We start from the raw sequence: 13175 nt of genomic DNA, 5'->3' as shown, positions 1-13175 counted from the left end.
AGGCTGTCCACATCGTATGGGACAGCCACATCTATTTAGGAGGTGGCAGACTTGAAGGTTCAAAATAATTCTTCATATAGTCAGGAAGTATATGATGCTTTAAATGTGGTAGAGCAACCTACTGTACCCACGTACAAAAAAGAAAGTGGATTTGAAAGAGTAGTAAATTATTTTGCATATGTCTTAGCGTTTATTTCTGGAGCCTGTATTACTGCAATGATTTTACTAATTGTCGGAAATTCAATTGTCCGTGTTTTTGCCGACCCATTTTCAGGTACAGCAGAAGTGGTTGGCTGGTTAGCTGCTATTTCCTTGACGTTTTCCCTTGGGTATACCCAGATTGTCAAAGGACATGTCGATATTGATCTGTTAGTTAATCGGTTTAACCCTGTCATTCAGAAAATAATCCAAGCTGTTATTTATGCTTTGAGTATTATTTTCTTTACGATCCTAGGCTGGCAGTTGATCATTTATGCTAATAGCTTAATAGCGAATGGGACGTTGTCTACAACCCTTAGAATTCCATTTTATCCGCTTGTTTACCTCGTGGCTGTAGGATTCATTGGTCTAACGTTAACGTTAGTGATTGACTTAATTAAACTACTAAAAGGTGGTGAGTAGTATGGAACCAGCTACTATTGCATTGTTAGGAATTGCAGTATTATTTCTACTAATGTTTTTCAAGATGCCAATCAGTTTCGCGATGTTTATTGTTGGATTTGCCGGTTTACTCGTTATGAGTTCGCCGCAAGCAACCTACAATCTATTAAGTTCCGGTGTCTGGACTTCCTATTCAAGCTATACACTTAGTGTTATACCATTGTATATCCTGATGGGAGAAATCATTTTCAGAACGGGTGTGACTGTTAAGCTTTTTGATGCTGCCTATAAGTGGGTAGGTCAGTTTAAAGGCGGAATGGCGGGAACGACAATTCTTGCAAGTGCTGGGTTTGCATCTATTTGCGGCTCCAATGCAGCAACAGCAGCTGCGATGGGGACAATGGCTTTACCAGAGTTGAAAAAGTACAATTACAATGAAGCGCTTAGCACAGGCAGCGTCGCTACCGGTGGAACACTTGGGATTATTATTCCTCCTAGTACTGTCTTAATTGTAATTGCTATTCAGACTGAACAATCGATTACTGACTTATTTGTAGCTAGTATTATACCGTCTATTCTTTTAACCGCATTATTACTACTAACTATTGTGTATTTGTGTCAACGTAATCCAGAATATGGACCTGCAGCTCCAAAAGTTTCAATGAAAGAAAAGTTGATGTCTATTTTAGGTGTTATTCCGATTTTGTTACTGTTTCTTTTCGTTATTGGCGGTTTGTTTCTTGGCTGGTTTACCCCAACTGAATCAGGAGCATTTGGCGCATTTGGTGCGATAGTACTAACACTTGCAATGAAGAAATTAACGTTTTCTAAATTTAAAGAAGCCATGCTAAGCACGTTGAAAACAGCCACAATGGTTATGATGCTGATGGTAAGTGCAACCTTATTTGGCCGTTTTTTAGCGATGACAAGATTGCCATATGATGTAGCGGATTGGGTTAATGGTTTGCCTGTTCCTGCAACGCTTATATTACTTGCAATCATCCTCATATACGTAATTGGCGGTTCCATCATGGATGCCCTTGGTTTCCTAATCATTTCAATCCCAATCTTTTATCCTACTATTATAGCATTAGGCTATGATCCAGTTTGGTTTGCTGTTCTCCTATGTGTTGTAACGAGTATGGGTGCAATCACACCGCCAGTTGGCGTCAATGTATTTGTTGTTCAAGGCTTAACACCAACTACCAAGATTACTACTATTTTCAAAGGCGCAAGTTATTTTTTAATTACGTATATAGTGTTCATTGCCATTTTAATTCTTTTCCCGCAACTTGTATTGATGGCAATCTAAAACAGCAGGGGGGCTAAGTGATTGCGTATTGTCTCAGCAATAAAAATCAAAGATGAAATTCAAGCTCTGTTACAAGAGGAATTTAAAGACGTTTCATTTTTATTTTATAACTCGATAGAGGAAGCTGAGAAGAGTCATAGCTTAGGTGAGTCAGAGGTTCTGCTGACATATGGAGAAGATATCAAGGCAGAACATATAAAAAAAGCGAGTAAATTAAAATGGATCATGCTATTAACAGCTGGTTTTGAACAGCTGCCACTTGAGTCTATAGTGGAACGAAACATTGTGATTACCAATGTTAAAGGAATTCATAAAACCCCAATGGCAGAATATACGATCTTAATGATGCTACAGGAAACTGCTAGGTTTCGCTCGATGATGGATCAGCAAAAGCAAAAGGTATGGAATAAGTCGCTTTATTTAAACACATTAGAAGAAATAACGGAAAAGACTGTTGCTATTTTGGGAACAGGTGTAATAGGCAGTGAGATTGCCAGATTGGCTAAAGCATTTAATATGAAGACAATGGGCTTTAATCGAAGTGGGACAGCTGTAGAACATGTAGATCAATTGTATACAAGTCAAGGGTTATTTGAATGTCTAAGAAAAGCAGACTTTGTTGTTTCCATTTTACCGAGCACAACTGAAACAAAAGGATTTCTAAAGGGAATTCATTTTAAAGAAATGAAAAAAACAGCTGTATTTATCAATATTGGTCGAGGCAATACCGTTGTCGAGGAGGATTTAGTATACGCGCTGCAAACTAAAGAAATTAAACATGCGGTGTTAGATGTGTTTGCTGAGGAACCTCTTCCATCTTCACATCCATTTTGGGAGATGGAAAATGTGACGATCACCCCACATATTGCAGGCGTTTCCACCAACTACCAAGACCGTGCAATCGAAATATTTAAACATAATCTACAAGTTTTTCGGACTGGTGTGGGTGAGCTATTGAATGTCATTGATATTGAAAAAGGCTATTAGAAAGGGGCTGTAGTATGGGGAATGAGGAATATGTTCATGCGCTAGAGTTTAAGTCTATTGAGGAAGAGCGACTGTATCGAAAAACGAGGTTAGCGGGAGCTTTTCGCTTATTTTCTAAATTCGGTTTTGATGAAGGACTAGCCGGACATATTACAGTTCGGGATCCGGAATATACCGATCATTTCTGGGTAAATCCATTTGCTGTTCATTTTAGTTTAATTAAGGTTTCGGACTTGGTTCTTGTCAATGATCAAGGAGCTGTGGTGGAGGGAACACGACCAGTTAATAAGGCTGCTTTAGCGATTCATATCCCTATTCATCAAGCTCGTCCTGATGCTATAGCTGCAGCGCATACCCATGGAGTGTATGGAAAAACTTGGTCTTCACTTGGAAGATTATTAGATCCAATCACCCAGGATGCTTGTGCGTTTTATAACGATCATGCTGTTTTTACAGACTATTCAGGAGTTGTTTATGAGGAAGAAGAAGGAAAGCGAATTGCCCAAACTTTGGGAAATAAAAAAGCACTTATTTTGCAAAATCACGGTTTACTTACTGTTGGGGGATCTGTAGAGGAAGCAGCATGGTGGTATATCAGTATGGAAAGATGTTGTCAATCACAGTTAATGGCAGAAGCAGCGGGTGTTCCGAAACTGATCAGTCCAGAAAATGCTGATATTGCCTTACAACAAGTAGGTTCAAGCTGGGCAGGGGAAGTGCAGTTTAACCTTTTATACGAGAAAATTGTGAAAGAGCAACCCGATTTACTTGATTAACAAAGGATGTGAGTCTATGAATTTAAAAGACTATTTAATAGAAGTTTTACAGCTTAATAATACTGATACTTCTGTAAAACTAATTGATCAGGAGCCTGCTTTTAGATTCTCATTAGAGAAAAGAGGCGAAAACGATGAATGACATTTTTTTTGAAGATATATCATCATTATCACAGTTAATAAACACCAAAAAAATTTCTCCGGTTGAGCTCGTAACAGCCATGTTGGAGCGGATTTCTAAGGTAGACCCTGCTTTAAATTCGTTTATAAAGGTTTTATCAGATAGTGCCTTAGAGGACGCGAAACAACTCGAGGCAGAAGTGGTCCAAGGTAAGAGTAGGGGGCCACTTCACGGCGTTCCAATTGCGGTAAAGGATATTCTTGCAACAGCAGGGATTGAGACTACATCAGGCTCGAAACTTTTTGAAAATTGGAAACCAGATGGAGATGCGACCGCCATTAGAAAGCTGAAAGAGGCGGGTGCGATTATTATTGGTAAAGCCAATTTACATGAGTTCGCCATGGGTGCTACAACTGAAAATCCTCATTATGGCGTATGTCGTAACCCTTGGGATGTATCGAGAATCCCGGGTGGGTCTAGTGGCGGTTCTGCTGTTGCCGTTGCAGCTGGGATGAGTTTTGGAGCACTTGGCACAGATACGGCAGGTTCCATTCGCTTGCCGGCTGCTTTATGCGGCATCGTCGGGATTAAGCCTACATATGGAAGAGTCAGTCGCCATGGCTGCTTGCCCTTTAGCTGGTCATTAGATCATATTGGGCCGATGACGAGAACAGTTAAAGATTCAGCCATAATGTTGGATGCTATTGCAGGCTATGATCGTCTAGATTATACAACTTCGAAACGTCCTAATGATGTTCTTTTTAGTGAAATAGCCAATCTTAAAGGTGTCAAATTAGCTGTTGTGAAAGAGCACTTTTTTGAGGATGTGGACCCAGAGGTTTGTGCCATTGTCCAAAAAGCTATTGCGGACCTGAAAGCGTTAGGTGCAGATGTGCTGGAACTTGAACTGGATGGGCTTGGTGACGTCTTACAATCTCTAAGAGTGATTGCCCAATCAGAGGTGGTTGCTTTTCATGAACCATTGCTAAAAAAATATAAACATCTATACGGAGAAGATCTTCAATTTCGTTTTAACTTCGGTAAAAGCATATCGGCCACAGACTATATTAACGCGCAAAGAACTCGAAATGTTTTCATACAGCATTTGACCGAAAAAATGGCGGCATATGGTGTAGATGCGATTGTGGCGCCAACGAATGTGAAACCACCGATTAGTATTGGATCGGTACCTCCTGAGGAAGCAATAAATAATATGTTTACAATGGGCCGAACACCGTTTGCTAATATTGTTGGTTTCCCTGCGTTAACAGTACCATGTGGATTTGTATCGGCTAAATTGCCAGTAGGTTTACAGCTCATTGGCACGCCTTTTGCAGAACGAAAGTTGTTTGAAATAGGCCATGCATATGAAACATCACAAAATTGGATTCAGGAATTAGTTAGCAATAAAGTTTACCTAGAAAAACTAGCTTAAATCAATAAACTTTAAGGAGGCATTCACAAATGGAGGTTACTGTTATTGGCGGAGGAAACGGTTGTTTTGCGGCAGCTGCAGATTTAGCTGAGAAAGGGCACCATGTTAGATGGTGGAGAAGAACAGCTGAGGATTTTAAAGAAATTTTACAATCTCAAAGTTTAAAGGTGCGAGATATTAATGGAACACGTGAGGTTCCGCTTGCATTAGTAAGTACAGATATTAAAGAAACGATTATAGGCTCTAAATTGATCGTGATTCCGTTGCCGGCAGTTGCTCAACAGTCGGTTGCCAAGCAAATAGCACCTTATTTAGAGGATGGGCAGGTAATCTTTTTACCTCCTGGTACGTTTGGCAGCTATATTATGGCTAAAACCTTAATAGAAGAAGGTTGTAAAGCGGAAGTCACATTCGCTGAAACAGGAACTCTGCCGTACTTAGCAAGAAAGCATGATGCTAGTACTGTATCTATTTCTGGTCGAGCTACACGACTGCCAACAGGTATATTTCCTGCAGAGCGTTCAGCATATGCATTTGAAATACTAACAAAGGCTTATCCATCAATTGAGCCAATTGAGGATGCTTTATCTGGTGCACTTATGAATGCAGGTCCAATTATTCATCCACCGCTGATCATTATGAACGCGGGACCAATTGAACATTTTGATCGCTGGGATATTCATAATGAGGGAACGCAGCCCGCAATCAGACGGATCCATGATGCTTTGGATGCAGAACGTATTGCGATTCGTGAGGCACTAGGTTATAGTGCTCCACATTTCCCACTAGCGGACCACTATAATCCAGAGGGTGAGGAATGGATGTATGGCAATGGGGCACACGAGAAATTAGTAGATGGAAAGGATTGGTTTGAAGGTCTTGATTTACAAAATCATCGCTATATGCGTGAAGATATCGCATGCGGGTTAGCATTTTTAGTTTCACTTGGTGATTGGTTGAAAATCCCGACTCCAACTGCTACAGGTTTATTAGCCATCGCGTCAGGCATCGTTAGTGAAAACTTACGGAAGAACGGCCGGACAATAGAAAACCTTGGTCTTGACCATTTAAGTCAAGCACAAATGAAGACCTTATTACAGGCCGGAATTGGGGTATCTGTATGAGCAGCGAAAAGATTAAAATAGCCGTTGTTGGGGCGGGAAGAATGGGCAGGGGCATCGCGCATGTCTTTGCCTACGCAGGGTATGAAGTGAATCTTGTGGATATCAAATCACGTTCTGAAGATGAGAAAGAACGAGTTTTACTCGAGGCATTAGCTGAAATTAAAGGTAATATTATGTTTTTATCCTCCATTGGTATGATTGAAGAATCTCATATCCAGACCATCCTTAATAGAATTCGAGTCTACGGAAGTAATCAGTTTAATCAAGCTGTTCAAGGTGCGAATGTTGTATTTGAAGCAGTTCCGGAAATTCTTAATGTTAAACAGGAGGCATTTTCAAAGATTTGTAAGGTTGTTTCATCCGATACAGTGATTGCTTCAACAACCTCGTCATTCTTAGTGAACGAACTAGCGGGATTCGTTGACCAATCAGAACGTTTCTTAAATACACATTGGCTAAATCCAGCTTATCTCATCCCACTTGTAGAAGTAAGTCCGAGTGACTTTACACGAAAGGAGGTTGTGAAGAGCGTTACAGATTTACTAGATTCAATAGGTAAAGTACCGGTTGTATGCGCGGCTTCCCCGGGCTTTATTGTACCGCGATTGCAAGCGTTAACTATGAATGAAGCGGCGCGTTTAGTTGAAGAAGGTGTAGCAACGGTGGAGGATGTAGATAAAGCATCAAAAGCTGGCTTTGGTATTCGTTTTGCCGTATTAGGTTTGTTAGAATTTATCGATTGGGGCGGCGGCGATATCCTTTACTATGCTAGTAATTATTTGAAAGACTCGTTGAAGGCAGACCGCTATACACCGCCTGAAATTATCGCTAGTAATATGGAAAATGGAAATATTGGCATGAAAACTGGGAAAGGTTTTTATGAGTTTCCAAAAGAAGGTCTATCAGACTACCAAAAAGAAACGATTCACAAATTTGTCGATTTACTTCAGCATTTAGGTTACTTAAAACCCCCTGTGGGCGAAAAAATAGAAATCATCGAGTAAATTTTGGTGGATATGAAATTCTGAAGTTCCTTAAAGGTTTCTATGGACTTATAACGAATGGAGATAAGGAGTGTAAGTCATAAGGACAGAAGGAGTGAAAAAATGGATTTTACAAATACGAAATATAAAATAATCGCAATTGTAGATAATGAAAAATATTGTTCAGATGCTAGTTATTGGGTTATTAGAGAAATGCTAGAAGAAGAGTATATTACCGTAAATAATATGCGAATTTGTGTTAACTCAATTGAAGTTTCAAAAAATGATGAAGTCGTATATTTCTATGGAGATCATCACGAATGCTGATATACTAGCTGGCGAGGAACGTGAATGGAAGTTTATTTTTTCCCGTTCAGAATTATATAGATAATAGAATGATAAATATTAAAACAAGCTGGTTTCAATTATCTCAAAAAGGTAAATGACACCAACTTGTTTATTTTAATTATTTATTTAGTTATGAATAGTCAGAAAACTGTGAACGGTATTAAAAATCACATTGAGTAGATATGCTTTGTGATGTTATTAATAATTGCGAAATTAATTGATCTAAATAGTCTTTATTACTCATTCTAAATTCTGGTCCTGAAATACTGACCGAACAAATAACCTCTCCTAGAAAATTATAAATCGGAACAGATACACTAAATAAACCAAATTCAGATTCTTCATTGTCTATTGCGTAGCCTTGTTCGCGAATTTTTTCAAGTTCTATAGATAATATGGCTGGGTCTGTTATCGTATTTTCTGTTAATTGCTCCAACTTTTTCGATAATATCTTCTTTATTACTTTTTCTGATTGATGAGCTAAAAATAATTTACCAGCTCCTGAACAGTGTAATGGTTTTCGTGCTCCAACTTTAGTATCAAATTTAATTCGTTTATTTGGTTCAATTTTTGCTAAGCAACAAACTTCCTCATTTTCTAAAGTAGCTAGTATAACAATTTCTTTTGTTCTTTTAACTAGGGAATCTAAATAAGGTATAGTCATAAAGAAGGGTTTGTATTGTTCTGTTACGGTATGGCCCCAACCAAGTAACTGGGATCCTAACCGATATTTCCTTGATTTTGTTTTTACTAAAATACCTTCAGCAGTTAATGACTTTACAACATGATGAACGGTGCTTTTGTTCATGTTTAACTGTGCTGCAAGATCGATAACGCCTAATTCAGGTGTATCAGTTGAGAAACAATTAATAATATTTATTGCGTTTTTTATAGAACCAAGCATGAACAACCCAACTCCCTTAAAACTTAATATGTAAAAAAATGCCCCCATACTTGATAAGAAATTAAAATTATTTAATATCTATAATCCATTAACTTTAAAAAAATAACATTAAACATGTACGGATATCTAACATATTTTGTCTACTATAATTGCTAGTTTAAGTTAACTCACAGTACTTTTTTTATACTTCGATTGATGTCCCTTTTTTCTTTTTAAATAAGGAATTTGTACTCAAGTCATTCGGATTGAATACGCTTACAAAATAAGGTGAGGTAATGAGGTTAGCTATTAAAATAGGATTGGTATCTATTTATTCTGTTTGTTATGATTATATATTCAATTAGTAAGTAGTGTATGGCTGTTCTTGCCTCAAGTTCAATGATACTTAATTATTTTGTTATAAACATAGCTTTAAATTAAATTCTATACTAAGAAGGATATTCCTTCATCAAAAAAGAAAAAAACAACTTTTTCACAAAGAATATAGTGTTTTGTAGTGATAAATATTAAATTATCTTTAGCAAAGTATTCAAATAGATAGTTCATTTGATATATTTATGTCAATAACGTATAAGATATAAGGAGGCTGACATGGCTAGTAAAACGAATGCAATGAGAATTCTAGATAAGCAGAAAATTGACTATAATATTTTAACTTATGATGCTAGTGATGGTATGGTTAGTGGAATCGATGTAGCTGTGAAGATAAATAGACCTCACGATATGGTATATAAAACCTTAGTTGCTTATCGGGACCAAAATATTTATGTGTTTGTTATTCCAGTTGCAAAAGAGTTAGATTTAAAAAAAGCCGCAAAGGCGGCTATGGAAAAGAAACTTGAGATGCTCCCTGTAAAAGACATCCAAAAATGGACTGGATATATCCGTGGTGGCTGCTCTCCTGTTGGCATGAAAAAGAATTACCCGACATACATAGACAATAGCGCTATAGGTTTAGAAAAAATGATAGTAAGTGCAGGGAAAATCGGTACTCAATTGGAACTAAAGCCACACGAACTTATTAAAACAGTACAGGGACAACTTTTAGAATTAATCAAGTAGAGTATTTAATTCCAATTATTACTGTTGTTCATATAGTATTATTGTGCGAAAGAGAACAATCAAAGTTGAGTAACACGATGAATTAAAGGTTTTCTATATTAAGGAGTGCAGAGCTAAATGAAAAAAATAAAGTCTAAATGGTGGGTCGGCTTGCTAATCTTGCTGTTTATAATCATTAATCTTTTAGTTACTAATTTAAATGAAACCAAAAGGAATGAAACTCCTATTAATGATAATATAATCTTGGAAGGTAATATCGATACACATTAAGAATATATAGATGAAACGCAATGTAAAGATAGGGGGTGAATAGTATGTTTGACATCACAGCGGCCGCAAAGCAAGAACTTGAAAAAAGACTTAAAGAGTCTACTAAAAAATTGATCCGCTTACAAATGAGGGTCAGTTGATTGATGAAAGTTAAGTTGACTCTGGAAGAGTCTATGCAGCCAAATGATATAGAAATTGAGAAGGGAAATTTGACTTTTATTATTGATAAAAAGGCATGCCATTACTTCACTAATAAGACACTAGATTATTTGCCAGATCAAACAGGCTTTAAGCAATTTGAAATAGTCTAGAATAGATCATTAAACAGCTTTTAATCTACTATAAACCGGGAAATTAAGGGTAACAACTTACCACTTTAATAAGCTATTTATTCTTAGAGCATAACAAATAAAAGCAAGCACCTAAACTGGGTGCTTGCTTTTTAGAAGACATAGAAAGCGTTTACATTTATGAGTTAGCTTGTACTATTCATCCTTATTTAAAAACTCAATTGCAGATTGAAAGATACTAATGTCATTGGTTATTAGTAGCACAGGAAGAAGTAAAACAGTTAGTGATAGAAGTAGGTAGGTTCCTAGAGTTACTCGAAAGAATTTTGTGATATTAAAAGTCATGTTACATTCCTCCTATTAATTAATATATTTATATTATCTATTAAAACTATTAAATAGTCAACTGAATTTTCTAAAAATTTAAATAAAATAACAAAGTTTTATAAAATAAAACCCCCATACTAAACTAACGGGTTTACTTGTGAGGTGTAAAACGGTAAATCGCAGACTGAATCAAATAGCAAATCACATAAACTTCACAGTAAAAAGGGCTTAGAGATGCAATATCTCTAAGCCCTTTTTACTTTTCATTTTTTCCCGAAACCACCCGTAAGTTGTCCAATTTCATTAGATGCTAAAGCGAGTTTGATATATAAGCGGAGAAATTTCGCTTAATTAGGAAATGGCACTGAAAATAGCTTAAATAGACGGAAAGATTCCGCCAATTTACTCGAAAAACGTAAAAATGGGTACCTTTGCTTTGCTTAATCGGAAAATCTCCGCTTATATACCCCAAACCAAGCTCTATCCTGCTGTTTAACCGAAAAATCTCCGCTTATTATTACTAACTCTGGTTACTCAATTATAATCTACATACTAAATCTCAAAATCAAGCACCCTCCAATATTTATTTCATACCCTGTGATTTACTATGTAAATTAGGAGACGATAAGTTATTAAAATTCGCCAAAATGTTTATAAATCAATAAAAAACGCACTGTGAATTATAAAGTGAATTCAAGTGCGCTTTCCTATGTGTTTTACAATGTTTGCACCTCTGAAGTAAACCTGTTACTAAACAACATGAGGGTTTTAACTTTTTCAGTTTTAATGTACTATGAAACCAAAGGGAAGCTAAGGGTGAAATGTGTTCCTTTTCCTTTTTTACTTTCGATTTTTATTTCACCATTCATATTCTTAATAACGTTAAAAACAATCATCATTCCCAGTCCTGTTCCTTTTTCTTTAGTAGAAAAGTAGGGAGTGCCCAGTTGGTTGATTTCATCTGATGTCATACCAACACCATTGTCAATAATATCAATATATATTTTATTGCTATTTTTAATTGCTTTTAATCGAAGATCCCCACCATTTTCCATAGCTTCGATAGAATTTTTAATGATGTTAATGAAACATTGGCGTATTTTTTGAGTATCGCCTAGTATCATACAATCTTCTTCGAGCCCATCAACTTCAATTTTTACATGATGTGATTTAGCATAAGGTTTTAACAAATTAGCTGAATAGGAAAGTTCTTGGGATATATTGATACTTTGAACGCTATCTAGTTCAGGTTTAGTTAATGCTAAAAACTCATAGATAATTTTTTGTGCGCGTTGTAGTTCTTCTAATGCATAACAAACATACTCACGCCGTCTTTCATGGGACTCCTCATCTTCCAGTGCCTCCACAAAACCTTGCGTAATAGTAATTGGGTTTTTTACTTCGTGGGAAATACTGGCTGAAATTTGAGTTAATATACTCATCTTCTCTGCTTTAATTAGTTCTTTACGCATAAGGTAATTGTTCCTCATTGTTTCCACTAAATATACGATGACCCACATCGATAATCCTTGAATGATAAAATAATTCATCGAAATAGTTGAATATTCAAATGGTGTTTTTGAAAAAAAGTGAGCTAAGGAAATCGTTAATAACGCACAAATTTCCGCAATAGCAATAGAGTATAGAACCTTACTATCAAGCTTTAATTTCATATAAAATTTAGATATGAATGGTACGCATGTTGCAATTAATAGGATTACTAAAAAATTTACATAAACCCCTTCTCCTCCTACCATGAAACGATAAGTTAATATCGTAATAAAAAACCAGGCACCAAAATAATACCCACCATACAAAGCACCAATTATGAAGGGGACTTGTCGTAAATCAAACATGAAACCTGGGAAAAACTCAATTGGGAAACTCATACACAAAATGATAGATAAAGATAATAATATTGCAAATGCTGGCTTATTCAAACCTGATTTTACCTTATCCTTGTCAAACCAAAACATTTGGAAAATAAAGATGGGTAACAAAATAAATAATGCATTAACAAGAAGCCTTTCCAATTCGTAATCCATTAGATCACTCCTCGTATAATTATTGAGCTATTTGTGTTCACAAATCATTCATAATTAATTATACAAGGTGTTAAGATTGTTTTCTGTGATATATCGCATACAAACGCGCTTTAAGATATGTTTTTTCCACGTAATTGTTCTATTTTCCCTTTTTACATATGAGGGTATATACCAAATAATTGGTTAATTAAATCGGTACTTATGTGTTTTCCTTTCATTATTTAAGTACATCATTTATACTTTTAAACAAATTGTTCTAATAATGTTGTGATTTCACCATGTAAAAATATATAATTTTCTTTGAATTAGGGGAATTCATATGAATAATAAGGAGTCAGGAGTTTGTCCAAAGTGTAATAGCAACAAGGTTAGAACGCTTGGGAAGTTATATTGGTTTTTGTTTCTTCTTTCAAGTGGCGGTTGTTTTATTGTAATTGGCTTGTTTTTGCCGATTTTCTTTTATATTGCTCTTGCACTAGTTGCGGTATCACCGTTTTCGATTTTGTTCCCAAAGGTAAGCCAATGTATAGATTGTTACAGACTTTGGCGAATACAAAAAAATTAATAGCAAAAAAATTTGAAGTTAACAAC

At 36.2% G+C, this 13175-nt stretch carries 15 protein-coding genes; 12 read left to right on the top strand and 3 right to left on the bottom strand.

The window, feature by feature from the left end:
• Positions 1-51 precede the first annotated feature (51 nt).
• The 9 genes from C1724_RS10740 to C1724_RS10705 all read left to right on the top strand — a co-directional run bounded on the left by C1724_RS10740 (position 52) and on the right by C1724_RS10705 (position 7665).
• Entirely contained in the window at positions 52-621 is a 570-nt protein-coding gene (locus C1724_RS10740; protein ID WP_102346651.1) for a TRAP transporter small permease, read from the top strand.
• A gap of 1 nt (position 622) precedes the next feature.
• Positions 623-1912, top strand: a complete 1290-nt coding sequence (locus C1724_RS10735; RefSeq protein ID WP_102346650.1) for a TRAP transporter large permease — start codon at positions 623-625, stop codon at positions 1910-1912.
• Positions 1913-1933: 21 nt separating this feature from the next.
• Positions 1934-2899, top strand: coding sequence for a D-2-hydroxyacid dehydrogenase (locus C1724_RS10730; RefSeq protein WP_102346649.1), 966 nt, complete (start codon positions 1934-1936; stop codon positions 2897-2899).
• Positions 2900-2913: 14 nt separating this feature from the next.
• Complete coding sequence (locus C1724_RS10725) at positions 2914-3675, top strand: class II aldolase/adducin family protein (protein WP_102346648.1); 762 nt, start codon at positions 2914-2916, stop codon at positions 3673-3675.
• Between the two features lie 16 nt (positions 3676-3691).
• Entirely contained in the window at positions 3692-3817 is a 126-nt protein-coding gene (locus C1724_RS26075) for a hypothetical protein (RefSeq protein ID WP_258000344.1), read from the top strand.
• Complete coding sequence (locus tag C1724_RS10720; RefSeq protein WP_102346647.1) at positions 3810-5231, top strand: amidase; 1422 nt, start codon at positions 3810-3812, stop codon at positions 5229-5231. The genes C1724_RS26075 and C1724_RS10720 overlap by 8 nt, the downstream gene beginning before the upstream one ends.
• Before the next feature lie 29 nt (positions 5232-5260).
• Positions 5261-6355 carry an NAD/NADP-dependent octopine/nopaline dehydrogenase family protein gene (locus C1724_RS10715; protein WP_102346646.1) on the top strand — a complete coding sequence of 365 codons (1095 nt, stop codon included), beginning with the start codon at positions 5261-5263 and terminating at the stop codon, positions 6353-6355.
• Positions 6352-7359 carry a 3-hydroxybutyryl-CoA dehydrogenase gene (locus C1724_RS10710; RefSeq protein WP_102346645.1) on the top strand — a complete coding sequence of 336 codons (1008 nt, stop codon included), beginning with the start codon at positions 6352-6354 and terminating at the stop codon, positions 7357-7359. The genes C1724_RS10715 and C1724_RS10710 overlap by 4 nt, the downstream gene beginning before the upstream one ends.
• A gap of 102 nt (positions 7360-7461) precedes the next feature.
• Positions 7462-7665 carry a hypothetical protein gene (locus C1724_RS10705; protein ID WP_102346644.1) on the top strand — a complete coding sequence of 68 codons (204 nt, stop codon included), beginning with the start codon at positions 7462-7464 and terminating at the stop codon, positions 7663-7665.
• A gap of 181 nt (positions 7666-7846) precedes the next feature.
• Here C1724_RS10705 and C1724_RS10700 read toward each other — a convergent pair whose 3' ends face one another.
• Entirely contained in the window at positions 7847-8590 is a 744-nt protein-coding gene (locus C1724_RS10700) for an IclR family transcriptional regulator (protein ID WP_180994225.1), read from the bottom strand.
• A gap of 591 nt (positions 8591-9181) precedes the next feature.
• Between C1724_RS10700 and ybaK the strand changes: the two genes are divergently transcribed.
• Together ybaK and C1724_RS26070 are read left to right on the top strand one after the other, a co-directional pair.
• A complete protein-coding gene (ybaK, locus tag C1724_RS10695; protein WP_102346642.1) occupies positions 9182-9652 on the top strand; it encodes a Cys-tRNA(Pro) deacylase in 471 nt (156 codons plus the stop codon).
• Between the two features lie 410 nt (positions 9653-10062).
• The gene (locus C1724_RS26070) at positions 10063-10233 is read left to right on the top strand and encodes a hypothetical protein (protein WP_258000343.1); all 171 of its coding nucleotides are present in this window, start codon (positions 10063-10065) and stop codon (positions 10231-10233) included.
• A gap of 174 nt (positions 10234-10407) precedes the next feature.
• Here the strand turns inward: C1724_RS26070 and C1724_RS25585 are convergent, their stop codons facing one another.
• Together C1724_RS25585 and C1724_RS10685 are read right to left on the bottom strand one after the other, a co-directional pair.
• A complete protein-coding gene (locus tag C1724_RS25585) occupies positions 10408-10557 on the bottom strand; it encodes a hypothetical protein (RefSeq protein WP_180994224.1) in 150 nt (49 codons plus the stop codon).
• A 773-nt stretch (positions 10558-11330) separates the two neighbouring features.
• Positions 11331-12584, bottom strand: coding sequence for a sensor histidine kinase (locus C1724_RS10685; protein ID WP_102346641.1), 1254 nt, complete (start codon positions 12582-12584; stop codon positions 11331-11333).
• A 319-nt stretch (positions 12585-12903) separates the two neighbouring features.
• Here C1724_RS10685 and C1724_RS10680 point away from each other — a divergent pair, with 319 nt between their 5' ends.
• Complete coding sequence (locus tag C1724_RS10680) at positions 12904-13149, top strand: hypothetical protein (RefSeq protein ID WP_102346640.1); 246 nt, start codon at positions 12904-12906, stop codon at positions 13147-13149.
• Positions 13150-13175: the final 26 nt, after the last annotated feature.

Source organism: Bacillus sp. Marseille-P3661 (assembly GCF_900240995.1).
Taxonomy (GTDB): Bacteria; Bacillota; Bacilli; order Bacillales; family Bacillaceae_J; genus OESV01.
Note: the sequence above shows the minus strand (reverse complement) of the source record. Positions and strands in the feature narration are given on the sequence as shown.

Bases quoted from the DNA above. Each gene is read 5' to 3' on its own strand.
- C1724_RS10735 (WP_102346650.1), top strand. From the start codon at position 623: ATGGAACCAGCTACTATTGCATTGTTAGGAATTGCAGTATTATTTCTA.
- C1724_RS10725 (WP_102346648.1), top strand. From the start codon at position 2,914: ATGGGGAATGAGGAATATGTTCATGCGCTAGAGTTTAAGTCTATTGAG.
- C1724_RS26075 (WP_258000344.1), top strand. From the start codon at position 3,692: ATGAATTTAAAAGACTATTTAATAGAAGTTTTACAGCTTAATAATACT.
- C1724_RS10720 (WP_102346647.1), top strand. From the start codon at position 3,810: ATGAATGACATTTTTTTTGAAGATATATCATCATTATCACAGTTAATA.
- C1724_RS10715 (WP_102346646.1), top strand. From the start codon at position 5,261: ATGGAGGTTACTGTTATTGGCGGAGGAAACGGTTGTTTTGCGGCAGCT.
- C1724_RS10710 (WP_102346645.1), top strand. From the start codon at position 6,352: ATGAGCAGCGAAAAGATTAAAATAGCCGTTGTTGGGGCGGGAAGAATG.
- C1724_RS10705 (WP_102346644.1), top strand. From the start codon at position 7,462: ATGGATTTTACAAATACGAAATATAAAATAATCGCAATTGTAGATAAT.
- C1724_RS10700 (WP_180994225.1), bottom strand. From the start codon at position 8,590: ATGCTTGGTTCTATAAAAAACGCAATAAATATTATTAATTGTTTCTCA.
- ybaK (WP_102346642.1), top strand. From the start codon at position 9,182: ATGGCTAGTAAAACGAATGCAATGAGAATTCTAGATAAGCAGAAAATT.
- C1724_RS25585 (WP_180994224.1), bottom strand. From the start codon at position 10,557: ATGACTTTTAATATCACAAAATTCTTTCGAGTAACTCTAGGAACCTAC.
- C1724_RS10685 (WP_102346641.1), bottom strand. From the start codon at position 12,584: ATGGATTACGAATTGGAAAGGCTTCTTGTTAATGCATTATTTATTTTG.
- C1724_RS10680 (WP_102346640.1), top strand. From the start codon at position 12,904: ATGAATAATAAGGAGTCAGGAGTTTGTCCAAAGTGTAATAGCAACAAG.